The organism is Clostridioides sp. ZZV14-6387 (assembly GCF_020657835.1).
Taxonomy (GTDB): Bacteria; Bacillota; Clostridia; order Peptostreptococcales; family Peptostreptococcaceae; genus Clostridioides; species Clostridioides difficile_A.
Genome location: NZ_JAGWCW010000015.1, coordinates 79,875 through 104,502 on the forward strand (window position 1 = coordinate 79,875; position 24,628 = coordinate 104,502).

20 protein-coding genes, 1 pseudogene and 2 riboswitches are annotated in these 24,628 nt (G+C 28.6%); of the genes and pseudogenes, 2 read left to right on the top strand and 19 right to left on the bottom strand.

Going from position 1 to position 24,628, the window contains the following annotated elements; translation table 11 throughout:
* Window position 1: 1 nt before the first annotated feature.
* The 11 genes from KGF38_RS11200 to KGF38_RS11250 form a co-directional block, all read right to left on the bottom strand.
* Window positions 2-727, bottom strand: a complete 726-nt coding sequence (locus KGF38_RS11200; RefSeq protein WP_074178093.1) for a sugar phosphate nucleotidyltransferase — start codon at window positions 725-727, stop codon at window positions 2-4.
* A 369-nt stretch (window positions 728-1,096) separates the two neighbouring features.
* Entirely contained in the window at window positions 1,097-1,804 is a 708-nt protein-coding gene (locus KGF38_RS11205; RefSeq protein WP_074178094.1) for an HAD family hydrolase, read from the bottom strand.
* 87 nt (window positions 1,805-1,891) lie between these two features.
* Window positions 1,892-3,157 (bottom strand): class II D-tagatose-bisphosphate aldolase non-catalytic subunit, encoded by a 1,266-nt coding sequence (locus KGF38_RS11210; protein ID WP_074178095.1) that lies wholly within the window; start codon window positions 3,155-3,157, stop codon window positions 1,892-1,894.
* A gap of 91 nt (window positions 3,158-3,248) precedes the next feature.
* Entirely contained in the window at window positions 3,249-3,557 is a 309-nt protein-coding gene (locus tag KGF38_RS11215; protein WP_054268773.1) for a PTS fructose-like transporter subunit IIB, read from the bottom strand.
* 83 nt (window positions 3,558-3,640) lie between these two features.
* Window positions 3,641-4,696 carry a PTS fructose transporter subunit EIIC gene (locus KGF38_RS11220; RefSeq protein ID WP_054268772.1) on the bottom strand — a complete coding sequence of 352 codons (1,056 nt, stop codon included), beginning with the start codon at window positions 4,694-4,696 and terminating at the stop codon, window positions 3,641-3,643.
* 1 nt (window position 4,697) lies between these two features.
* A complete protein-coding gene (locus tag KGF38_RS11225; protein WP_074178096.1) occupies window positions 4,698-5,150 on the bottom strand; it encodes a PTS sugar transporter subunit IIA in 453 nt (150 codons plus the stop codon).
* Entirely contained in the window at window positions 5,147-7,177 is a 2,031-nt protein-coding gene (locus tag KGF38_RS11230; protein ID WP_074178097.1) for a BglG family transcription antiterminator, read from the bottom strand. The genes KGF38_RS11225 and KGF38_RS11230 overlap by 4 nt, the downstream gene beginning before the upstream one ends.
* 259 nt (window positions 7,178-7,436) lie before the next feature.
* Window positions 7,437-9,680 carry a GGDEF domain-containing protein gene (locus KGF38_RS11235; RefSeq protein WP_074178098.1) on the bottom strand — a complete coding sequence of 748 codons (2,244 nt, stop codon included), beginning with the start codon at window positions 9,678-9,680 and terminating at the stop codon, window positions 7,437-7,439.
* Window positions 9,681-10,027: 347 nt separating this feature from the next.
* Window positions 10,028-10,609 (bottom strand): sugar O-acetyltransferase, encoded by a 582-nt coding sequence (locus KGF38_RS11240; protein ID WP_054268768.1) that lies wholly within the window; start codon window positions 10,607-10,609, stop codon window positions 10,028-10,030.
* Between the two features lie 490 nt (window positions 10,610-11,099).
* Window positions 11,100-11,666, bottom strand: a complete 567-nt coding sequence (locus tag KGF38_RS11245) for a chromate transporter (protein ID WP_074178099.1) — start codon at window positions 11,664-11,666, stop codon at window positions 11,100-11,102.
* Window positions 11,663-12,229, bottom strand: coding sequence for a chromate transporter (locus KGF38_RS11250; protein WP_407812032.1), 567 nt, complete (start codon window positions 12,227-12,229; stop codon window positions 11,663-11,665). Before KGF38_RS11250 ends, KGF38_RS11245 begins: the two co-directional genes overlap by 4 nt.
* Window positions 12,230-12,330: 101 nt before the next feature.
* Between KGF38_RS11250 and KGF38_RS11255 the strand changes: the two genes are divergently transcribed.
* Window positions 12,331-13,218 (top strand): LysR family transcriptional regulator, encoded by an 888-nt coding sequence (locus KGF38_RS11255; RefSeq protein ID WP_227832368.1) that lies wholly within the window; start codon window positions 12,331-12,333, stop codon window positions 13,216-13,218.
* Between the two features lie 152 nt (window positions 13,219-13,370).
* On the opposite strand, the gene KGF38_RS11260 is transcribed toward KGF38_RS11255, so the two are convergent.
* Window positions 13,371-14,762: a metallophosphoesterase gene (locus KGF38_RS11260; protein WP_074178101.1), complete on the bottom strand. Its 1,392-nt coding sequence runs from the start codon at window positions 14,760-14,762 to the stop codon at window positions 13,371-13,373.
* A 470-nt stretch (window positions 14,763-15,232) separates the two neighbouring features.
* A riboswitch (cyclic di-GMP riboswitch) is annotated at window positions 15,233-15,329 on the top strand.
* Between the two features lie 53 nt (window positions 15,330-15,382).
* On the opposite strand from KGF38_RS11260, the gene KGF38_RS11265 reads away from it, so the two are divergent.
* Window positions 15,383-15,559: a hypothetical protein gene (locus KGF38_RS11265; protein ID WP_021382611.1), complete on the top strand. Its 177-nt coding sequence runs from the start codon at window positions 15,383-15,385 to the stop codon at window positions 15,557-15,559.
* A gap of 305 nt (window positions 15,560-15,864) precedes the next feature.
* On the opposite strand, the gene guaA is transcribed toward KGF38_RS11265, so the two are convergent.
* The 7 genes and pseudogenes from guaA to KGF38_RS11300 all read right to left on the bottom strand — a co-directional run bounded on the left by guaA (window position 15,865) and on the right by KGF38_RS11300 (window position 24,485).
* Window positions 15,865-17,400 (bottom strand): glutamine-hydrolyzing GMP synthase, encoded by a 1,536-nt coding sequence (gene guaA, locus KGF38_RS11270; RefSeq protein WP_054268764.1) that lies wholly within the window; start codon window positions 17,398-17,400, stop codon window positions 15,865-15,867.
* 221 nt (window positions 17,401-17,621) lie between these two features.
* Window positions 17,622-17,723: riboswitch (purine riboswitch) on the bottom strand.
* A gap of 59 nt (window positions 17,724-17,782) precedes the next feature.
* Window positions 17,783-18,966: pseudogene (gene larC / locus KGF38_RS11275) on the bottom strand (nickel pincer cofactor biosynthesis protein LarC).
* A 91-nt stretch (window positions 18,967-19,057) separates the two neighbouring features.
* Window positions 19,058-19,798: a nickel pincer cofactor biosynthesis protein LarB gene (gene larB / locus KGF38_RS11280; RefSeq protein WP_054268761.1), complete on the bottom strand. Its 741-nt coding sequence runs from the start codon at window positions 19,796-19,798 to the stop codon at window positions 19,058-19,060.
* 164 nt (window positions 19,799-19,962) lie between these two features.
* Complete coding sequence (gene groL, locus KGF38_RS11285) at window positions 19,963-21,591, bottom strand: chaperonin GroEL (RefSeq protein WP_054275615.1); 1,629 nt, start codon at window positions 21,589-21,591, stop codon at window positions 19,963-19,965.
* 32 nt (window positions 21,592-21,623) lie between these two features.
* Entirely contained in the window at window positions 21,624-21,908 is a 285-nt protein-coding gene (groES, locus tag KGF38_RS11290) for a co-chaperone GroES (RefSeq protein WP_003420907.1), read from the bottom strand.
* A 192-nt stretch (window positions 21,909-22,100) separates the two neighbouring features.
* Complete coding sequence (cls, locus tag KGF38_RS11295) at window positions 22,101-23,591, bottom strand: cardiolipin synthase (RefSeq protein WP_054268758.1); 1,491 nt, start codon at window positions 23,589-23,591, stop codon at window positions 22,101-22,103.
* Between the two features lie 18 nt (window positions 23,592-23,609).
* Window positions 23,610-24,485: a DNA-3-methyladenine glycosylase family protein gene (locus tag KGF38_RS11300; protein ID WP_054275613.1), complete on the bottom strand. Its 876-nt coding sequence runs from the start codon at window positions 24,483-24,485 to the stop codon at window positions 23,610-23,612.
* Between the last annotated feature and the right edge of the window lie 143 nt (window positions 24,486-24,628).

A 24,628-nucleotide genomic window follows, 5' to 3' on the forward strand; every position in this document is an offset into this window, starting at 1 on the left:
TCTACTTAGAGTATTGTAAAGACTTATTCATTATAAAATTATTATTTTGAATTATACATCTTTCTGAAAACTTCAAATCTTCTTCTGTATCTATTTCAAAGCAATCCTTAGAATCTATTTTCTTAATGTACATATTTAAATTTTCTTTATTTTGCATTACAACATCATCCCAAAATAGACTTTCAAAATCTCCACTATCTACTGTTTCCTCTAATTTTTTTACTATAATATTTCCATCTGTTAATGACCAATAGGACACTCCACATAATATGTATCCACTATTATTACCCACATACATATCATAAACCTTGTCATTTTTATCAAACTTAAATATATACTCATTATTGAAATTTTCCTTATAAAAAGTAAAATAAGTAGATTTATTTATATCTGGATCTATAAAATTATTATATAAATATACATCTCCTTCTATAACATAACTATCAGGTAAATGCTCTCTTAATAAATACATAGTATAAATATTATTGTACATATCGTACTTATCATTATGTATTAATTCCACATTATATTTTTCTGCTAGATAGTAAAATTCTTCTTTTAGATATCCTACAGCTATTTTTATATCTCTTATCCCCTTTTCTAATAGAGATTCTATTTGAGTTTCTATCATTGGTTTTCCATTAACTTTAACTAATGGTTTAGGCGATTCTAAAGTTAATGGTCTCAATCGCGTTCCCATTCCAGCTGCTAAAATTATTGCTTTCATATCTAATCCTACCTTCCAATTGAATATTGTACTTGTTTATAAAATTTAATCTAGTATTTATTTTTGTTATTTTAATGATTTAAATATAATATAAATTTTAACTTATCATCCTCAGTATAATTCATCAAAACCTACTTAACTTAAATTAATAACTATCTATCCTTTTATTTATCGGACAATTTGTTAAAAAATTTATATTATCAACACAGAAAGTTTTTTAAATTAAAAAGAACTTTAATATTCTTTTAAACATTAAAGTTCTTTTTCTAAATGATTTATTTTTTAATGCGAAATAAATTTCTTATAATTTAAATCCTTAATTCTACATAGCTACTCCTAACTATTTTATGTAATTCTATCACTAACATTTTATTTACTACATATTTTTATAATCAAAAACAATAAATCCTTATATTCTGAGATTATAAAATCTGGCCTATAAAACAATTCTTCTACTCCGTGACTTCTATGATTCATCCAAATACTCTTCCATCCAGCTTTTTTAGCACCTACTACATCATTTTTATAAGAATCACCTACATAATATGTATTTTCTCTATCTAAATTCATAACATTCTCAGCCATTCTAAAGATATTGATATCTGGCTTAGAAAAACCAACTTCACTAGAAATAAAAATATGGTTTTTGTCAACCCAGTTTTCAACATTCAACTGCTTTAACTTCATTCTTTGATGTGCTGATGGTCCATTCGTTATGATTCCTATATTAATATTTCTCTCTTTAGAAAAATTCAAAACCTGCTCAATTTCTGGTATTAAAGTAATTTGTGATTGCTGATATATATACTCATCTTGAAAATTTTGGGCATCCTTTTCTTTAATAGGATTTCCTAATTCTTCAAAAGCCTTCATTATTCTATATACATGCATTTTCTCAATTGGCATATCTCCACTCTCAGTCAAATGGAACACTTCATCACTATACTTTCTACTGCTTATATATAAATCTTCAACAGAAATACCTTTTACTGAAGAAAATATCTTATCATATGCAATATAAAAAGGTGTCAATTGATTGTATAAAGTATCATCTACATCAAAAATTAAATTAATCAAAATATTAGTCCTCCCAAATTTAGTAGTGGTAAGTATAATTATATCTATAAATACCTAGTATAACAATACTTGCCACTATAAGTCCTATTATTTATTTAAAATTCTTGTAGTAACACCTTTTAAATTATAACATTCTGCATACTCACGTAAAGGGCGCTTAATGTGGTCTACAACAAATCTTTGACCATCAATATTATTTTTACTTAAATTACTATAAAGTACTTCTATCTCTCTTTTAACACTATCATTGTTGAATGTATAGTGACCTGCAATATCTAATATCTCATTAGATAAAACTTCATCTTTAAATATTTCTTCAATAGTTAAATCTTTCTGTTCTCCCATTACCCACTTTCTCCAACGTCCACATTCAATAGCATCTACAAGAAGAACATCTCTAATATTTGAAGTTTTTTCAATTAATCCTTCTTCCTTTAGTTTTCTTTCAACTTCTGCTAACTTTAAGTATGCTCTCGTCTCTTCAGTTCCATATTGAGGAGCAACATTTGTTGCAATAATTTGAGATGGTATATGTTCTAATAAAGTCACATCATCCAAATAATCTCCATTATGTTCTTTTAATCCTACTCCATACTTTTTAGCCATTTGAGCTAAATCATAAGCATTCTTAAAATTAAAAGTACCTACTTGTTCTGTTTTTCTAGTTAGAGTCCCTGTCTGACCAACTATAAATGTTGGCATTGGTAAATCTCTCTTTTCAAGTTCAACTTTTAATTTAGTTATAAATGTCTCATATGTATCAGTTGAAGTTAATCCTCCATTTGTTTCCTCTGTCCCAACTTCATATCCTATTTCTGGCATATTGAGTCTTTTTCTTTCATTCTCACAATATTCAATCAATTCTACAGTTCTTTCTAGTACTATATCTAATGGAATTACCTTTCCCATTTCAAATGGGTCTTTTGTAGGGTCAATCATTAGTAAATCAAAACCTGCCTCAATATCAGCTAAATAAGATTTTTTTCCTAATTCCATAGCTTTATCAACATGCAAATGGTCGTTTCTTTCTTTATCTCTTTGCCATGGTCCTCCATGGTCTCTGCATAAGTAATATAGACCATCAAATCCAACTTTATCAGCTATTTGCTTAATATCCTTTGTAAAAGTTTTTTGATTCCAACCATTTACATAACCACCACCTAGTTCATCTGCATCTACTTGATTTCTACTGGCAATAAACATTAAAGGAAAATCATTATCTTTTGCTAGTTCAAAACTCGCTTGTAACAAGTTTGGTGACATAGGCCCAATCCCTAAAAGTGTTGCACTTTTCCCCTCTTCTTGTAAGTCTAGTAGTCGTTGTACGACAGTTTTTATTGGTAACTTTTTCATGACTATATCTCCTTTTATTCTATTTTTTAGATGTATTTAATAGTAATACTATTAAATACATCTTCTTGTTATATGTAAAATAAATTAAACTCTATTGAAAAGTATCTTTTATCTTTTTGATTAATGCATCAGATTTTTTAATTATGTCAGACACACTCATTCTTACAACTTTTTTTCCTTTAAATCTATCCATATTTCTAATTTCAACATCATTAGTTAGTATTACACAAGCTGCTTCCTTAATTTCTTTAGGTGATAATTCATTATCTATTCCAGAACTCCCTTGAGTCTCAACCTTTATTTCTATATCAAATTTCTTTGCTGACAATTCAAGAGATTCAGCTGACATATAAGTGTGTGCTACACCACTAGGGCAAGATGTTACTGCTACAATTTTCATATTCTTATCTCCTTTAAAGTTATAATTTTGTATGATTATTTTTTATAATAAATTTTATATAAATTAATAGTATTTATATACCTCTATAATTCTTCAAATACTAGTTCAATAGAATCCTCTATATCTTCTTCGACTTCTTCATCTTCTTTTACATCTTTCTTCACTAATTTCATCAATATCGCAACAGCAACTGCTCCAGTTAATACAGAAGCTATATATCCCAACCTGTTATCGACAACTGGGAGTACTATCAAACCACCCCAAGGTGCATGATTTAAACACCCTAATAAGAAAGCCATAATGTTTCCAATAATAGACCCAGCCATAATACAAGGAATTACTCTAACAGGGTCTGCTGTTGCAAATGGAATAGCTCCTTCTGTAATTCCAACACAACCCATTAATAGAGAAGCTTTTCCTGAGTCTCTTTCTTCCTTACTAAATTTTTTTGGGAACAATAATGTTGCTAATCCTAACCCTATTGGAGGTATACAGATTGCCACACCAACTCCCCCCATTAAATATGGAAGTGTGTCAACTTGAGTTTGGGCAAAGGTTGCAGCAACTTTGTTTATAGGACCACCCATATCTGAAGCTATCATTCCTCCTAAGATTCCACCTAAAGGAATTTTAGAAACACCAGACATTCCATTTAACCAATTAGTCATCCATGTCATAAAAGAAGCTATAGGCTCTCCAATTAAAAATACAATTATACCTCCTGTAATCAATGTACCAAGCAAAGGATAAATAAATATTGAACCTAAAGTTCTCATTGTTGGAGCTAATTTAATTTTCTTTAATTGTAAAACAACAAATCCCGCTATAAATCCTGCTATGATACCACCTATAAAACCAGCATTTACTTCTTTTGCTAAATATGCACCTATCATTCCTGGAGCCAATCCTGGCTTATCTGCCATACTAAATGCTATATATCCACCTAATATAGGAATAAATAAAGCTAGACCAGCAGCTCCAATTTGATTCAGTTTAGCTAACCATCCAGTTTCTGGTACAGCGGCTTGTCCACTTAAAGTAACTGATAATGCAAATAGTATTCCCCCAGCAACTACAAATGGAATCATATACGATGTTGCTGTCATAAGATGTTTCTGTAAAAACTTTAAAATCCTCATTTTAATCTTCCTCCCCTATTTTTTCTTTTATAAGATTATAGACTGTTTGTTCATCTGAATTTCTAATTTGATTTCTAAAGCTCTCATGCATCAATAAACGTGCGAGTCTTGACAAAATCTTTAAATGTAGATTATTTTCATTGTCTTTTGTTACAGATATCAGAAATATTAAATCCACTTTTTCGCCTTCTTCTGTCCATACAATAGGGGTATCAAGCTTTCCTATAGTAATACAAGAGCTTTTAACTCCTATACTTTGGCTATGAGGAAGACCTATTCCATGTCCAATATAAGTCGATAATGTTTCCTCTCTCTTTAAAACATCTTCTAAAAATTGATTTTTATCTTTTAGATAACCCTCTTTTGATACTGCATCTACTAATGATACAATGGCTTCTTCTTTTGAATTAGCATGTATTTTAAATGAACATTTTACATTGACTAATTTACTCATACAGTGACCTCCTTTTCGTATTTATGAATTAAACTTTCTGCTTCTTCTTTTGTCTTCGCTCCCTCTAACATAGTAATGAAATTAGTCTTATAAACCATTTTAGTTAAATTAATTATTGCAGGAATTTGCTCCTTTTTATCTCTACTTGCTAGACAAAATATAATTTTGACTTTTTTATCTCCAAAATTAATTGCTTCTTTACATATCAATAAACTTATGGAACTTACTTTAACTAATGAATTATCATTCCCATGTAACAGAGCAAACTCATTATCTTTTATAGCATAAAAGCCCACATTTTTTAAAATATCTATAATATTGTCAGCATACTTTTCTGATACGAAATCACAATCAGCAAGTATATTTGAACTAATCTTTACAGCATCTTCCCATTTTAACTTTTCATCAATTATACTTATAGTATCGATTCCTATTAAATCCCCTAAGTTAAGTTGTCTAGATAATATTCTCTCATCACTGTATCCAAGCTCTTGCCATATAATACTCAATACTCTTTTTTGTGCATCTTCTTCTAAAAAATCCAACCTTTTTTTTATTGACATATAATTAGTTAATACATTCTTCCTTTTTATTCCTTTTTCTTCAAGCTTTAAATAATCCTCTTCTTGTAAAAATGGATTTATCTCAATAATTGTTTTAGGTAAATCTACTATTATCTTTGATGTTGTTACAATAAAATCAATACTTTCCCATTCTTTATAATCTTGTAACTTATATGATGGAATACTATCCACTATATTTATCTGGTAATCATTTATTAAAGTATCCTTTAACATAGCAATTACGCCATAACCAAATCCACAAACTAACAATATATTTTTATAATTATTTCTCTCATTTCTATGTATGCTTCCTAAAAAGTGTATTGCTAAAAGTATTATTTCGTTTTCATTCTTTATTTGATTTAATACTCTATTTTTTTGAATAGAAGCCTTAGTAGCCTCTAGTACGTACTGGTATTTGTCTGGTATGACATGAAATAATTCTTCATAAATCTGTATATTCTGTTTGATTCTCTCTATCAATGGAGCAATATGATTAAGTAATCCTTTATAAAGAATCATATCTTCCTTAAAGTCACTTTCCAATATCTCTGACATATTGTAAATTAAGTCTTGAACTATCATTTCTGTACTAATCAAATCCATATCTTCATTTAAACTTGCATATTTATTTGTAAAAAATACAAAACTCTTTAACAACAAAATTTGTTCTTTAGTTAAATTTTTTTGTATTATTTGTTCAAATTCTTGGTCAAACTTATTTTCAAAATATGGTTCACTTAAAGAAGAAGATTCTAAAGGATGTTTTTCATCTGAATGTATATACCATGTAAAAAGGAAAATATTTGACACATACCATGTAAAAGATTCATCGTTTAAAGTCCATCCCATTTGCAATAATAAATTTGTAGACCAATTATATATATCTCTCAAAGAAATACCTTTAAATATTTTTTCAATTATATTTACTATATACTTCTCAAATACACTTAAATCAGATTTTTCCTTGCCAAAAAGATAGGAATATAATTTTAATATATTCAATCGTTGTTTATATATAGTATCTTCATCCCCACTTATCTTGAAAGCTTTATCATAAGTAATAATTATTTGATTTCTTTCCAGTTCACTCGACAAAACATTAAGATCATTTTTAATTGAACTTCTAGAAACTTGAAATTCTTTACTCAATTTTTCTAAATTTAAGTTATCTATTTTAAACATTGATATAATCTTCATAATGGATACTCGTTCAGTTAAAGAAAATACATATTCATTATTATCTATTAATACTACTTGGAAGTCATTAGGAATAATTAATACACCTTTATTCATCTTTTGTATTACAGGTTTGTTCAATGACTGTAAAACAATATTTAAATTATTTATATCATATCTAACCTTTCTTTCTTCTATATTTAGTTGTTTACTAATCTCCTTGTAACTTGTCTTATTTTTTCCTTTTAGAAAATTCATAATGATTAACATTCTTCCACTTATCATATTTTCCCTCCTTTCAAAATAATTAGAATTATCAATATTGCAAATTTTATATTATTCTGTATATTTTCATTCTTTTGTGTCTAAAGAAGTAACTATCTTTCTATATTCAGAATAATACAATAGGGCTTTGACTACAACTTACAATATTTGAAAATTGTTTTTACAAAATTTGTAGCTACATTTTTTTAGTAAATACACAAATAAAAAAGACAAGTTATATTTTTAATTATATAACCTGTCTAAATTTTTTATTTTATATTTAATCACTAGATATTCTTAAAGTTTTTATTTTATTATTTTCATATGTGAACTCTTCAAACTCAGATATTAATAGTGGTTTAGAAAAAACATAACCTTGGATATAATCACATCCTACATTTTGTAGAAACTCTACTTGCTCTAATTCTTCAATTCCTTCAGCAATTACCTTCATGCCAAGCCTTCTACTAAGTTCAATAATAGACTCAATAACTACCTTACCACGTTCTATATTGTTTTTACTGATAAAGAATGAACGGTCGAGTTTAATTATATCAACTTTAAAATCTTTCAATATCCCTAATGATGAATATCCAAATCCAAAATCATCTATAGAACACTTAAATCCTTTAGAATGAATATCCTTTATTACATCTATAGCTTCTGGATTTTCTAAGAAGATAGATTCTGTAAGTTCTAAATCTATTAAATGTGTTGGTACATCATATTTATTACATATAAGCTCATATTTTTCCAAAAACGACTTATCCTTTAAATGTTGTCTAGATACATTAACAGAAATTATCAACACTTCTTTACCTTCTTTTATCCATTTAGAAATCAATTTACATGTTTCTTCAAGTATATATAAATCTAACTTACATATAAATCCACTTTTCTCAAAAAGGGGAATGAAATCATTTGGATAAATTATGCCTTTTTCTGAATTTCTCCAGCGCGTAAGAGACTCTGCTCCACTAACTTTACCATTTTTTATATCAATTTTTGGTTGTAAACATATAAAAAATTCTTTATCTTCAAGGGCTTTTTCCATTAGATTTGAAATTTCCTTTTCAGATATTAATCGCTTTCTTTCTATATCACTATAAAAAGAAAAATCACTTTGATGAGCTTTGTTGAAGCTTTTTCTTGCTGTATTTGCATAGTCTTGTATTGTGATTAAATCTTCATTACGATTTTCAATTGTGTAAATACCTACTGATATTCTTAAAAAGTACGGATTTTCTCTGTTTTCATTAAAATAATTTATATCAGCTTCTATTTTATACAATAACTCTAGAACTTCTAACACTGGTCTATTTTTAATAAACAAATAGAAAAGGTCTGCATCATGACGACATACAAATTCTTCATTTTTAGTAATATTTTTAGATAAAACAGTATAAATATGTTTAAGTGTCATATTTCCTTTATCACTACCAAAGCAATCATTTATTAACTTAAATTCCTTTATATTTATCGCAATCATCATATAGGTACTATCTGGTGATTCTGAAATTAAAGGTTTGACTAACATGCCAAACTTGGTTTGGTTAATGCCATTCGTTATATTATCTAAATACGCAATATTTTCTATTTGATTTACATATTTTTTTCTTATTGTATATAAAAGCCCTGTTATAATTCCAATAATACATGTAACTATAAATGTCATTATTATTGTAAAAGAGTTTAACTTATTAAGTTCACCAAGTACAGCTTCTTCAGGTACTACAAGAACAAAATACCAATCATTTAGGCCTTTTGTAATTGGATAATAAGTTAATAAACACTTTATATTTTTTGATGAAGTTATTACAGTATGTCCTGACTTTTCATTTTTAAAATCATTAAGCATCTTTTGAACCCAAGGCTCATCCATAGAATCTTTATATTTGTAACTAAGGTCTTTTATTAATTCACTATTTTCGCCTATAAAAAGTGGGTTTCCCTTACTGTTAATAATCTCAATAGTTCCTTCCCCATTAAAATTCTCTATGTTAAGGATATAATTCATACTTTCTTTATCAGAGACACCTATTAAAAGACTAGACACCTCATTCTTATCATCAAATATTGGCACAGTGTAGAGCACAGCCCCTAGCGACTCTATTACCTCTGAATATTCTTTACCTTCCATTCCTTTTTTATATGAAACAGTATTCTTTAAGTCAAACTTTTTTCCACTTAAAAACTCTGTCTTCCCTTCTAAATCAATTATTCCAATATCATAATACTTATAACTAGTCTTTCTTTTAGATAAATACTCATAACGACTATCACCCTTATATTGTTTAATAAAATCTGCCATTATTCTTAAATCAGATAAGATAAATTTTATTTTAGAATCAACATTCATTACAATTTGTGTAGATACATCTTTTAAATAGTTCTCCGCTTGTTTATTAGATATATTGTGCAGTTTTATGGTATTGAAAATAGTAATTACAAGGATTGAAATAATAAGTAGATATAAAATTATAGACAGAAACAAACTATTTTTCTTATACCTTGATAATTTCATTTTTTGTCCTCCAAGTTATAAATCTATTTTTTAAATGTATATTGAAACCTACGAAATTCACTGCTACTAATTCATTCACACTATATTATATTATTCTATTTCTTAATATTCAAGAATACTACTTTAATATTTCATTAATAAATTGTAAATAATAACTTTATTAATCAATCATATGAGATATAATCTTTTATGTGCATAAATATAATAAATACAATGTCTAACATCTTATTAATTAAATTTACTAGACACTATTATCTATTAATAAAAAAACTATCCCTAATTTTGAGATAGCTCTTCATTTTAATAATACCTTTGATGTTTACTAAATAGATATATTATAATAGTTCTCATTTATTTTCTCTAATAACATGGCATGGATTCCCATAAGCTATGGTATTGGATGGTATTGACTTCGTCACAACACTTCCTGCACCAATGGTTACATTATCTCCTATCGTTACACCTGGTAAAATAATACTTCCTCCACCAATCCAAACATCATTCCCAATTTTAACTGGAGCAGTTATAGTTTTACAAAATTTAAATCCATCATCAGTTCTTTCTCCAAATCTATCTTTAGCATTTGTTGGATGAAAAGCTGTATATATTTGCACATTAGGGGCAATTAACGCATTATCACCTATTATGATTTCATTATCATCTAAAAAAGTACAATTCATATTTACTTCACAATTATTACCAAAATAAATATTATTTCCATAGTCAACATAAAAAGGTGCAGTAATCCATATGTTCTGTCCTCTTTTCCCCAAAAGCTCAGTTAAAATACGTTCTTTATTAATATTGTCATCTGATTTCAAATTATTATACTCTCTAGTTAAATCTTTTGCCTTATGCCATTGATACAACAATTCTTTATCTCCACAATCATACAATTCTCCTGCTAACATCTTTTCGCGTTCTGTCATTTCATCCTCCTACAATATTTAAGTATTTTAATCAGACATAATATTTAATATTATCCCATGTATATCAGTACAATAAAAAAGTAAATACAAAGATAGTAAGTAACTATAACCTCTACCTAAATTTAACTCTATACTGTATATTCACTACACAAATATAACACAAACTATATTTGTATTACAATTCACCACTGTATTGCTTCTTTATTTATATTTGAATTTTAGTACCTAAATTAAACAGTACTTATTGTCCCATTAAAAATTTAAATTTACCCTTGAATCTGACACCATGTTAGGGTATATCATGCATTCAGAGAGGTGAATAATATATGATAATAAACCTTCTATCTATTTAAAATGTAAATATCTTCGCTTTTGACTTTTCAGAAACAGGAAAAAGTGGTGGAAATGAAAAAGATTTAAATTACATTGTTACATATATACGAGAACTCACCCAAACACTAAACTTGTATATTGTGTTTGAGTGATGATATTACAAATAAAAAAATATCCCCACTATACCACTTATTAGCATGATTATGATAGGATTGATTTTCCATTTACGCACTATCAATAACATAACACAAAATATCATTAATGCAACCCAATTTAATTTATTAAATATAGAGTTGATATCTAATGTATTTGTCCCAAATAATGCAAGTATTATAATTGTAGCTGCGGCTGAAATAATTAAACCTAATGATGCTGACTTTAGACCATTTAACACTTCAAATATGTAAGTAGAATTCTGGTGCTTTTGAAAAAAATTATATAAAAATAGAGATATCACTACTCCACACAATACACAACCTAAGGTAGCCGCAATAGCTCCACATAGACCTCCAATTTGAAGTCCAACAAAAGTAGAAGTATTAACAGCTAATGGACCTGGTGTCATCTGTGAAATAGTTATAATGTCTGTAAACATCTTTTCGCTTATCCATTCAGTTTGACTTACTACTTGCTCTTGAATTAAAGGTATGATTGCATAACCACCACCAATACTAAGCAATCCTATTTTTAAAAATATGAGAAATAAGTTCCAAATTATATTCATTTATTTTTCCTCTTCTTGCAGAATACTCTCACTATACACACACAGCAGCAAACAAATAATATGAGAGCTACATTTATACCCATAATGAAATTTGCAAAGAAAGTGACAGGTATCATAACTGATAAAAATATAGATTTTTCTTTTAGTATCATAGAACACATGTCAACAATCAAATCCACGATTAGTGCAGCAACACCAGCCTGCATTCCTTTTAATACTGCGTTAACGATGGCATTGGATATAAAAGTTGTATAAAATATTGATACTAATCCAAGAATAGCTAGTGGGGGTATTATAGCAGATATACAACTAATGATAGCACCTAAAGTACCTGCTACTCGATAACCTGACAAAGCAGATAAATTGATTGCAATTGCTCCAGGAGTTGATTGTGCAACTGCCGCCATACCCATCAAATCATCCTCTGTAAAGTATTGCTTCTGTTTTACAAAATAACGTCTAACCATAGGTACAACTACATACCCCCCTCCAAAAGTGAATGTACTAATGAATAAATTGATAGTTAGAAGCCAAAAATATGGTTTTTCACTTTTCTTCAAAATCTACCTCCTTCTTTCTTCCTTCTCTTATTTAGTATATCTCTTGCCCTGCAATCTGTAAAATGATAGAATTTAATAGAATCAATTAATTTTATTCATGTCTAGTGAGGATATTTATTATGAACATAAGATATTTAGAGATTTTAGAAGCAATTGAGCAAACAGGAACATTCACAGGTGCTGCAAAAAAATTACATATTACACAATCTGCAGTATCTCATGCTATAGCTGAACTTGAACAACAGGCTGGCACGGCACTATTTGATAGATTTCCAAGAGGAGTATGTTTGACTAGTTGTGGTATTTCTCTTTTAGAAGAAGCACGCAGTATACTAACCGCTTGTCGCAATTTAGATAAGAGAATTAGCCATTTAGAGGAAAGTACACCCATAAATATTGTATCTAGCATTACAATTGCTTCTTTTTTACTTCCACCAATCTTAAGTCGATTGAAGAATTCATTTCCATCTCTTAAAGTGAATGTACGTGTTGAAAGTGCTAATTCAGCTATGGACATTTTAAAAAGTGGAGAAGCCGATATAGCTTTTTGGGAAGGTATAGAACCACAAGGGGCATTTCGCACAATTCTATTAGGCTCCTATAAATTATGTGTTGCATGTGCTCCAACTTTTCCTTTATCAGAACAGGTAATATCTCTACACCAATTATGCACATTTCCATTGTTGTTGCGTGAAAAAGGAAGTGCTATTCGTGATACTTTAGATAGTGTATTATCTCTTTCCAACCAAAAGGCTTATCCCGTTTGGGAAAGTGTTAATTCTTTTGCACTTATTAAAGCCGCAGAGGCAGGATTAGGTATAACCATTTTACCAGAAAATTTATTATCAGATTCTCTATTACATAATAAATTACGATTGATTAAATTAAATGGTACAGATATGGAAAATAAAATGTTAGCAATCTTACATAAAGATAAAAATATCACACAACCTTTGAAAATAATATTAGACAATATAACCAATATACTTTAGTTTAAAGATTTAATTTCTTAACATCAATTTTTGTTAAATGAAAAAAGTGTGTACTATTCTTTGATATTGTGATATTTTAATTATCATCATTATCTAGAATAAATACACACTTTATTTTAGACATCATCTAAACTGAAATAAGATGATAGTCTCTATTGTATATGTTTTAAATTAATAATATATTCTTTTTTACCTCTCTCAACTCTAAACTTATCATTTTTGTTAGGATAAATAGTCACAACATTATCTTTATACTCTGATTCATCATATTTTATATTAAGTGGCATAACTTCAGATTCTGCACATAGATAGGTAACAGGCTTATCTTTGTTCATTACAACAATCTGTACCATGCCATCACCCTTTGGAGATGATATATTCCTCCATTTATATCCTACTGTTTTATATATATCCTCTGCGGATGTCCCAGATTTAAAAACATATATTTTATCCCATTCAGGAGTCGTTACTTCTGATAATCTTATCTCGCTCTTATCTTTACTGACTTTATTAACTGAAGAAATGAACTCTCCAAATTTTTCATCTTCTTGATTTTTTTCAAATTTAACTAATTTACTAGCTTTATCAACCACATTCCATTTGTCATTATTTTTCTCTAATTTAAAATTAATCTTAGAAATACATTCTCCATGTTTCCCTGGTTCAGTAACTATAACATTTTCCCCTGATTCATTTTTATAATCATGCTGCTCAATTTGAACATGATTATGTCCAGCAACTATAGCATCAATTCCATCAACTTGTTGCGCTAAGTCTTGTATTCTATTTCCTGGGTTTCTAGGTTTTTTAGGTTTTTCACCTGTATGTGCAACAGCTACTATGATGTCAGGTTTCTCTTTTTTCATTATATTAACCCATTTTTTAGCATCTTCTACCAAATCATTCATATACAGTTCACCATTATATCCTTCTTGGTCTTTTAACTCTAATGATTTAGTATCTACAAGCGCTCCATCTTTCCATTGTTTTCTCTCACCAACTTCTTTTATAGTAAGCCCTAAAATCCCAAGCTTTACATTTCCTTCAGGCGTATTAATATTTTTTATTATGTATGGTTTCGTATAATTTTCTCCATTTTTCTTATACGTATTTGCTGATAATATATTTATCTTTTGTTTTTCAAAATCAGATATCATATTATCTAAATAGAATTTATTATTAGATATGAATTCATGATTACCAAGAACTGCAACATCATAACCTACTTCTTTCATATCTTTTGAAATAGGTGTTTCAATATAACTTTCAGAACCTCCATCATTATTTTTTTGTCTAGCGCTAAAATAATCATTCATACTGCTACCTGATACTTCCCCACTATCAAAAAAATCTCCAGCATCTACTAAAGTTAGATTTTTATCTTTTTCTCTTTCTTCTTTTACATAAGAAGTTAATTCATAAGGTATCACACCATGTAAATCAGTAGTCGCTAACACATTTATTTCTGTTGTTTTCTTTGAGGCACACCCAGACATAAGTGCTGCAAATAGAAAAGTAACTACTATAATTGTTTTATTTTTCATAATCCCTCCATATTCTAAAATATTCATTTTAATATACTAACTACCAAGTTATTCTATAGTATTAATATTAATACATTATGTACAGAAATCATATTTATTTTCATATACATAAAATGTTAAAAAATAAAAAACTTGATAACTTAATATCCAATCTCCTTTATCTTATCTTACTTAATATCGTTTTCAACATTATCCAATCGTTGCTAATAAGTATAATTTATATGCTTATCACTGTCAAGTTTAGCTCATCTCCTCTACAATATATCCCAAAATTACCTAATTTCTATCTACTTAATTTATTAACTACTTCTATTTACTCTAATTTATGCCATCTTCTCAATTTAACTTAATCAACACGTCTAGTCCATTTTTTGAAGTAAAATAACATTAATATGCATAAATTTATTCAATTTTCAAATAATCATGTTGAATAATAACTAATTCTGTTGTATTATTGTAGTTGTAGAATAAAACTAAATCGGCAAAGCTAGAGAAATTTAGTGACGCAAAGCTATAGGGACTAAGACTTATAAAATCAATTATAAGTTATGTCAGCCAGTTGCCAAAAAGATATATTCTTTTTGTTTTTCATGAAAGTTTTTTAGGGGGATAAATATATTATGTTTGGAGATAAAATGGATAGATGTACACATATATTGACTGCTTACATTGGTAGTCCATATGATTATTGTGATTTTATAGATACACAGCTAGATGATTTTATACTAGAGTACGGAGAAAATGTGGTAGAATCTTGCCTACATCAGGTGATGATATTGGTAAGTAAGTATAATTAGGTAGGTTTTATTTTCTAGAAAGACCTTTTTAGTTTTATCTACATTTAAATAATCTTATAGTAAAAAATTTTAATATCATATATTAGTTCTACTACAATTAAACTTGCTCAATATCGAAAAAAATCTGGACAAATTTATTATAAATTAAGTAGTTATGAAATCGAAGAAATAATAAAAGGATTTGAAAATCTATTATTTAAATAAATTTGATTAATATAGATAAACAAGTCTAGGTAAGTTTATTATTAGATAAATTTAAAAAGCTATAAACCTTGTAATTACAAAGTTTATAGCTTTTTTATTTATTATTCCCACTCGATAGTCCCTGGTGGTTTAGAAGTTATATCATAAACTACTCTATTTACTCCATCAACTTCATTTATTATTCTATTAGAAATTCTTTCTAATACATCATAAGGCATCTTATACCAGTCAGAAGTCATTCCATCAGAAGAAGTAACTGCTCTTAAACCAACTAGATAAGCATATGTTCTTTCATCTCCCATAACTCCAACAGTTTTAACATCTGGTAATGTTGCAAAAGCTTGCCATATTTCTCTATATAGACCTGCTTTTCTAAGCTCGTCCATATAAACAGCATCAGCTTCTCTTAAGATGTCACATTTTTCTTTAGTTACATCACCTATAACTCTTATTCCTAAACCTGGCCCTGGGAAAGGATGTCTAAAGATTAATCCTTCTTCTATACCAAGCTCTAATCCTATTTTTCTAACTTCATCTTTAAATAACTCTCTTAATGGTTCTACAATTTCTTGGAAGTCTACATCTTCTGGAATTCCACCAACATTGTGATGAGATTTTATTGTAGCAGCATTTCCATGTCCACTTTCTATAACATCTGGATAGATTGTCCCTTGAACTAAGAAATCCATTTTTCCTAATTTATTTGATTCTTCTTCAAATACTCTTATAAATTCTTCACCTATTATTTTTCTCTTAGCTTCTGGCTCAGATACTCCTTTTAACTTAGATAAGAATCTATCTTCTGCATTAACTCTTATTAGATTTATATCAAATTTTTCTCTAAATATTCTTTCTACATCATTTCCTTCATTTTTTCTAAGTAATCCATGGTCAACAAATATACAAGTTAAATTGTCCCCAATTGCTCTATGAATAAGAACTGCAGCAACAGAAGAATCAACTCCTCCACTTAAAGCACATAAAGCTTTTTTATCACCTATTTTTTCTTTTAATTCTTTTATCTTATCTTCTATAAATGAATCTGTAGTCCAGTCTCCTTTTACCTTACAAATATTATATAAGAAATTTGTAAGTATCTTATCGCCTTCTAAACAGTGTTCTACTTCTGGATGGAATTGAACTCCATATAAGTTTCGTTCTACATTTTCCATAGCCGCTACTGGACAATCGTTAGTATTTGCAACTATATTAAATCCTTCTGGAACTTTTTCTATTAAATCTGTATGACTCATCCATACACTATTTGTAGTTATACCTTCAAATAATGATGATTTTCCATAAGTTATAGCCGTTTTTCCATACTCTTTTTCTTGTTTATTACCTTTTCTTACAACTCCGCCTAACACATGAGACATTATTTGAATACCATAGCATATTCCAAGTATTGGAACTCCTAGTTCAAATATTTCTTTTGATATTGTTGGTGAATCTTCTAAATATGCGCTATTTGGTCCACCTGTAAATATTATCCCTTTAGGATTTTTTTCTTTTATTCTTTCTATGCTTGCAGTACATGGAAGTATCTCACAATATACGTTGTTTTCTCTAACTCTTCTAGCTATCAACTGATTATATTGTCCTCCAAAATCTATTACAAGTACTAATTCATGTTTCATAAATTTACATCTCTCCTTGTATAATATAGTTTTTATATATTTATTTTAACACAATACAGTCTAAATTATATTAAATCTTTTTACACAAAAAACCTGTATAGTAACTTCCATAATTTCTAACAAAAGTGAAATTACTATACAGGCTTCCAAAATGCCCTTTATCTTATAGCCAACACATAGGGAGTATAACTCAGCCTACACATTTACTTAACTAGGTCTTTTGGTATAATAATTTCACTCATAGTCAAGATATTTACGGTATCTTGGTAGAGACTCTCAGACCATATTTCTGAGCATATACGAGTGAGTTTATATTTTATATATTTTTTTCTGTTTGCTTTTATTTAATAAAGCTGAGTATTAATTTATCAAAATTTATTGCTTATGTCAATAAGTTTTCACTAAATTCTTCTTTTATTCTAAAATTTATATCAGCAAACACTTTTTTTATAGGAATATCTTCATTTTTTGCTATAGTTTTACATTCATTGTATTCTGGAGTAGCCTTTATTAGTTTATCTTTATAATATCCTAATTTTACTGTAACTACTCCATATTTTGTATCCAATTTTACAAATTTTCTATCTAGAATTTCTCTATTGTAGGAATTATATCGCACTCCAAATGTGCTAGTTTCTAAAAGTAATATTTTAATAAATTTTTCTAAATCTGATTCATTACATAAAATTGATACTTTTGTTGCAGGTCTATTCTTCTTCATATAAATGCTCTCTGTATAAATATCTAATGCTTTCTCATTTAATACTTTTTCATACAAATAAGAATAGATTTCTGAAGACATATCATCAATGTTTGCACTAATTTCATAAATTAATTCTTCTTTTTTTTTTCACCTAATACAGTTCTCAACATATTTGGTACTTCAAATTTCTTATGACCTATACCATATCCAATTTGTTTTGGAGAAAATTCAAACTCATCTACAAACTCATCACATAAAACTTTTATGATTGCAGCTCCTGTTGGAGTTGTACATTCTCCTTTTACATTATTTAATTTAATTGGCACACCTTTTAAAATTTCCATAGTTGCAGGTGCAGGTATAGGTATAATTCCATGCTCACATTTTGCAAAACCTGAACCAACAGTCACTGTACTAGCACAAACTTTATCTATACAAAGTAAATCAACTAATATAGAAGCTCCTACTATATCCACAATTGAATCTATAGCCCCTACCTCATGAAAATGTATCTTATCTATTGTAGTTCCATGAACTTTAGCCTCTGCTTCGCCAATTACCATAAATATTTTTTTTGCATTAGATTTTACATTTTCATTTAGACCACTTTCATCTATAATCTCAAATATATCCACTAAATTTCTATGTGTATGTGTTTCTTTTGTAATTACTTCTACTTTTGTACCTACTATTCCATTCTCATTTTTTGAGCTGATGTTTATGTTAAATTCATCGCTCATTTTTAGTTTATGAATTTCCTCCAAAAAAATTTCCTTAGGCACACCTAAATTTAATAAACTTGCAAGGGTCATATCCCCTGATATACCGCTTATTATATCAAAATAAAGTATTTTTTCACTCATATATGTCTCCTCAATTTTAATAGTAAAATATAATAGAAATTAGATTTTATTATATAATTTATGTTTAATTTATATCAATATATTTTATTTATTATAGCTTATTTATCATTGCTGCTAAATATCCTGCGCCAAATCCATTATCGATATTTACAACAGATATTCCAGATGCACAGCTATTTAACATAGCCAGCAATGCTGCTAATCCTCCAAAATTTGCTCCATATCCAACAGAAGTTGGAACAGCTATTACTGGGACATCAACCAATCCTCCAACTACACTTGCAAGAGCGCCTTCCATTCCTGCAACAGCCACTATTACTCTAGCACTATCTATTTTATGTCTTTTATTTAAAAGTCTATGTATACCTGCCACACCTACATCATAGATTCTATCAACATCATTACCCAGAAATTTAGCTGTATAATATGCTTCATCTGCTACTGGTATATCAGAAGTTCCTCCTGTAGCAATCACAATTTTGCCCTTTCCTATATTCTCTATAGCATGATTTTGAATTTTGAGAATTTTAGATAACTCTTCATATTCAGCATGATTATATATTTCTTTAATTTTTATAAAGGTTTCTTTTCTACATCTTGTCCCCAATATATTAGAGCCTTTTTGATTCATTTTATCAATAATTCCTAAAATATGTTCGTCACTCTTTCCTTCACAATAAATAACTTCTGGATATCCATTTCTTAGTTCTCTATGATGGTCTATGTTTGCATAGCCAAGGTCTTCATATGGTAAATCTTTTAATCTATCTAATGCAACATCTATATCTATGTTCTCATTTTTAACTTCTTCAAGCAACTTTCTTAAGTCCATAATCTCGCATCCTTTTTAATTTTGATTTTTTATCTAATAACAATTATACCTCAATTAGTATTTATGTAACATTACTTATACATAAAAGAACTATTCCAACTTAGAAATTAAAACTAAGTCAGAATAGTTCTTTATATTAAGATTTATGTTCTAAATTTTTTAAATTACATCATTCCTGGCATTCCGCCACCCATTCCTGGCATTCCTGCATCTTCTTTCTCAGGAAGGTCAGCAACAGCAGCTTCAGTAGTTAAGAAAGTACCTGCTATTGATGCAGCATTTTGTAAAGCACTTCTACTAACTTTAGTTGGGTCAACTATACCAGCTTCTATCATATTTACATATTTTTCATTTAATGCGTCAAATCCAGTTTCTGCTTCAGAATTAACAACATTTTGTACAATTACAGCACCTTCAAGACCAGCATTTATAGCTATTTGTCTTAATGGCTCCTCTAATGCTTTTTTAACTATTTGAGCACCTAGTTTAACTTCTCCTTCTAAACTATCAACTAGTGTGCCTATTGCTGGTATAACACTAACAAAAGCAGTTCCTCCACCAGCTACTATTCCTTCTTCTACTGCTGCTCTAGTTGCATTAAGAGCATCTTCTATTCTTAGCTTTCTTTCTTTTAACTCCACTTCTGTAGCAGCCCCAACTTTTATAACCGCTACTCCTCCAGCAAGCTTAGCTAATCTTTCCATTAGTTTTTCTCTATCAAAATCTGAAGTAGTTTGCTCTACTTGATGTTTAATTTGGGCTACTCTATCTTCTATAGCTTTTTTATCTCCAGAACCATCTACTATTGTAGTGTTTTCTTTAGTTACTTTAACAGATGAAGCTCTACCTAACATAGATAAATCAGCTTCTTTTAAATCATAACCTAATTCTTCTGATATTACTTGAGCACCTGTAAGTATTGCTATATCTTGAAGCATTTCTTTTCTTCTATCTCCAAATCCTGGAGCTTTAACTGCTACTACATCAAATGTTCCTCTTAATTTATTAACTACTAATGTAGACAATGCTTCACCTTCTACATCTTCAGCTATTATCAATAATTTTTTACCTTGTTGAACTATTTGCTCAAGAACTGGTAGTAATTCTTGTATGTTAGATATCTTTTTATCAGTAATTAATATATATGGGTCATTTAAAACTGCTTCCATCTTATCTACATCTGTAACCATATATGCAGAAACAAATCCTCTATCAAACTGCATACCTTCAACAGCATCTAATTCAGTATTCATAGTTTGAGATTCTTCAACAGTTATAACTCCATCTTTCCCTACTATTTCCATAGCCTCTGCTATTAATTTTCCAACTTCTTCATCTCCAGCAGATATAGAAGCAACTTGAGATATAGCTTCTTGTGTTTCCACTATTCTTGATTGATTTTTTAATTCTTCTACTGCTACTATTACTGCTTTTTGTATCCCTTTTCTTAATAATATTGGGTTAGCCCCTGCTGTTACATTTTTTAAACCTTCTCTTATTATAGCTTGTGCTAAAACTGTAGCAGTTGTAGTACCATCTCCAGCTACATCATTAGTTTTTGTTGCAACTTCTTTAACTAATTGAGCACCCATATTTTCAAATCTATCTTCTAACTCTATCTCTTTTGCTATAGTTACACCATCATTAGTTATAAGTGGAGAACCAAATTTTTTATCTAATATAACATTTCTTCCTTTTGGTCCTAATGTTACTTTTACTGTATCTGCTAATTTATTTACACCAGCTTCTAAAGCTCTTCTTGTTTCCTCTGAAAATTTAATTTCTTTAGCCATTTTAAACCCCTCCTAATAAACTTATTCTATATTTATTCAATAACAGCTAATACATCACTTTGTCTTAGTATTGTATACTCTTGTCCTTCTATCTTAACTTCTGTTCCAGAATATTTTTGGAATATAACTTTATCTCCTACTGTTAATTCCATTTTTATTTCTTTTCCTTCAACTATTCCACCTGGTCCAACTTCTACAACTTCAGCTATTTGAGGTTGCTCTTTAGCTGCTCCTGGTAAAACTATTCCACTTGCAGTTTTTTCTTCTGCTTCTACTTTTTTAATTACTACTCTGTCAGCTAATGGTCTTATTTTCATTCTTTACGCCTCCTAAAATATTAAGTATAGACTAGTTCGCCTATGTTTTTAGTTATTTTTAAATTAATACTACTTTTATATGTAGATTTATATATATACTTTTTATTTATTATCACTCTATTCAATAGAGTGCTAACAATTATTATAATATACCAATCACACATAATTTTCAATACCTTTTTTAATAATTTTTTATAATATTGGTGAAAATAATCTGGCTACAGATTCTTTAATTTTTTGTATAATACTTCTATTCTTAAATACCTCCAGATTAAGTTCTTCACAGTGACTTAAATCTTCAAAGAAATCATCTGTCATTACTCCAATAACTTCTTCATCATAGATAAATGCATTTACTTCAAAGTTAAGCATAAAACTTCTTAAATCCATATTAGCTGTCCCTGCAGAAGCAATTTTATCATCTATTATTACGACTTTAGAATGTATAAATCCTTTATTATATAAATAAACCTTACCACCTGCTCTTAATATTTCTTCAAAATAGGAATAGGATGCTATGTTTACTATCTTGTGGTCTGCAATTTTTGGAAATATTATTCTAACATCTACTCCACTAAGTGCAGCACTTTTTATAGCTTTTAGTAAACTCTCATCAGGGATAAAGTACGGTGTTTCTATATAAACATTTTGCCTAGCTTGGCATATTGCAGAAAAATAAGCATAATGAATATCTTCCCAATCACTATCTGGACCACTTGCAACAACCTGTATCATACTTTCGCCTACATTTCCAACACTTGGAAAATAATTTTTAGTTACTAAAACTTCTTTTGTTGTATAATACCAGTCAATCAAGAATGTCATTTGAAGCATATATACAGAAATACCTTTAATTCTAATGTGAGTATCTCTCCAATACCCAAACTTATCATCTTTGCCTAAATATTCGTCTCCTATATTTATTCCACCTGTATATCCAATTATTCCATCAATAACAACAATTTTTCTATGATTTCTATAGTTCAATTTTCCTCCTATTATAGGAAATTTTGTAGGTAAAAATGCTGCTATTTCTATACCAACTTCTCTCATTTCCCGGAAGAATTTTCTATTAAACCAAAATCTCCAACATCCTACATCATCATATAAAATTCTTATTTTGACTCCTTCTTTGGCTTTTTTTATAAGCTCTTCTTTTAACACCCTACCTATATCACTATCTTTGATAATAAAGTACTCTAGATGGATATGGTCTTTTGCTTCTCTTATATCTTCTATAAGCCTTTTAAACTTTTCATTTCCATCTACAAAGACATCTACTTTATTATTTTTAGTAAATGGAAACATACCAGTCTTTAAAAGCATATTTATTACTCTTTTTCTGTAACTACCATCTTCTTCGTCTCTTAAAAGCTTATTTTGCTTTATAGATTCTTTTTCTAGTTCAACGATTTCTGTTATCTTTTCTAATGTATCAAAAAGTTTCTTTTCTTTTATATTGTTAGCTAGTTTTTGAGTCTTAAATAATTTTCGCTTTCTAATATTTCTACCTGAAATAGCATATACAATTAGACCAATTCCTGGAAATATAATAAACATTAATAACCAGGACATGGTTTTTGCAGGATCTCTATTTTCAAGTAATATAATCACAGAAATTATGGCTCCAGCTAGATATGATATAATTAAATAGAACAGAAATATTGTGCCTATTACTCCCATAATTCCTCCCCCTTAATTTTATTTTCCTATACCAAGTTCTCTTGCATAGTAAAATAAATACTGTTGAGCAAATCCAGACATATCTCCGAATTTATCAATGCCATAAGTTCTCATTTTAGGTAGACTCATATCTTCATCTATGTAGAACTCTTGCATAACCCTCTTAACCCAAACATCAACTGGAAAAGAATCATATTTTTGCATGCCAAATAATGCAATACAATCACATACTTTTGGTCCTACTCCATTGAATTTTAAAAGTTCTTTTCTACAGTCATCTGTAGTTAAATTTGTATATTCAGATACCTTATCATTATTTTCTATAACCGCCTCTGTAGTACTTTTTATGTACTTATCTCTAAAGCCTGTTTGACATGCTCTTATTTCCTCTTGTGAAGCCTTATTTAGCTCTTCTGGTGTTGGGAATGCGTAGTATTCATTACCTTCGTACTCACCTATGTACTTGCCAAATTTTTTTGATAAATTTTCTATAGCTCTTTGTATCATAGGAATTCTATTATTAGAAGAAATTATAAATGATATAAGCATTTCCCATCCATCTTGTCTTAGTATTCTTATTCCACATCCAAACTCAGTAGCCTTATTTAAATATTCATCCATATTTTTTAGCTTATTTTTTATTTCTGTATAATCAGTTCCTAAATCAAAGTAATTATACCAAATACTATTAAACTCCTCTAAATTTGTATTATTTAAATATATCTTATCATTTTCTTTTTTTACATTTAATATTCTACCCTTTGCAACGCCAGTGTATGAGTCATCTTCTTGTTTGTGCCATCTAAAACATTGACCACACTCAAATATATGTTTTGGATCAAAATCTGTTACCCCTTCTAGTATAACTCCATTATCCTTTTCATAAACATTCATAACTAAATCTCCTTAATATTTATATTTTGCTTTGTCTATTTATTTAAAAACTTAACTTTAATATGTGTATTTTACTTATTTTAACACAAAGATAAGCAATTTCAAAATTTATAATGTTATTATTATGTAAAATAATATTTTAC

Bases quoted from the DNA above. Each gene is read 5' to 3' on its own strand.
- groES (WP_003420907.1), bottom strand. From the start codon at position 21,908: ATGAAAATAAGACCATTAGCTGACAGAGTAGTAATTAAAAAAGTAGAA.
- KGF38_RS11220 (WP_054268772.1), bottom strand. From the start codon at position 4,696: ATGAGGATTTTAAAGTTTTTACAGAAACATCTTATGACAGCAACATCG.
- KGF38_RS11215 (WP_054268773.1), bottom strand. From the start codon at position 3,557: ATGAAAATTGTAGCAGTAACATCTTGCCCTAGTGGTGTAGCACACACT.
- KGF38_RS11210 (WP_074178095.1), bottom strand. From the start codon at position 3,157: ATGAAAAAGTTACCAATAAAAACTGTCGTACAACGACTACTAGACTTA.
- KGF38_RS11300 (WP_054275613.1), bottom strand. From the start codon at position 24,485: ATGAATGTTTATGAAAAGGATAATGGAGTTATACTAGAAGGGGTAACA.
- larB (WP_054268761.1), bottom strand. From the start codon at position 19,798: ATGGACTTAAGAAAGTTGCTTGAAGAAGTTAAAAATGAGAACATAGAT.
- KGF38_RS11230 (WP_074178097.1), bottom strand. From the start codon at position 7,177: ATGATAAGTGGAAGAATGTTAATCATTATGAATTTTCTAAAAGGAAAA.
- groL (WP_054275615.1), bottom strand. From the start codon at position 21,591: ATGGCTAAAGAAATTAAATTTTCAGAGGAAACAAGAAGAGCTTTAGAA.
- KGF38_RS11200 (WP_074178093.1), bottom strand. From the start codon at position 727: ATGAAAGCAATAATTTTAGCAGCTGGAATGGGAACGCGATTGAGACCA.
- KGF38_RS11225 (WP_074178096.1), bottom strand. From the start codon at position 5,150: ATGAGTAAATTAGTCAATGTAAAATGTTCATTTAAAATACATGCTAAT.
- KGF38_RS11265 (WP_021382611.1), top strand. From the start codon at position 15,383: ATGTTTGGAGATAAAATGGATAGATGTACACATATATTGACTGCTTAC.
- KGF38_RS11240 (WP_054268768.1), bottom strand. From the start codon at position 10,609: ATGACAGAACGCGAAAAGATGTTAGCAGGAGAATTGTATGATTGTGGA.
- KGF38_RS11235 (WP_074178098.1), bottom strand. From the start codon at position 9,680: ATGAAATTATCAAGGTATAAGAAAAATAGTTTGTTTCTGTCTATAATT.
- KGF38_RS11260 (WP_074178101.1), bottom strand. From the start codon at position 14,762: ATGAAAAATAAAACAATTATAGTAGTTACTTTTCTATTTGCAGCACTT.
- KGF38_RS11245 (WP_074178099.1), bottom strand. From the start codon at position 11,666: ATGAATATAATTTGGAACTTATTTCTCATATTTTTAAAAATAGGATTG.
- guaA (WP_054268764.1), bottom strand. From the start codon at position 17,400: ATGAAACATGAATTAGTACTTGTAATAGATTTTGGAGGACAATATAAT.
- cls (WP_054268758.1), bottom strand. From the start codon at position 23,591: ATGGGAGTAATAGGCACAATATTTCTGTTCTATTTAATTATATCATAT.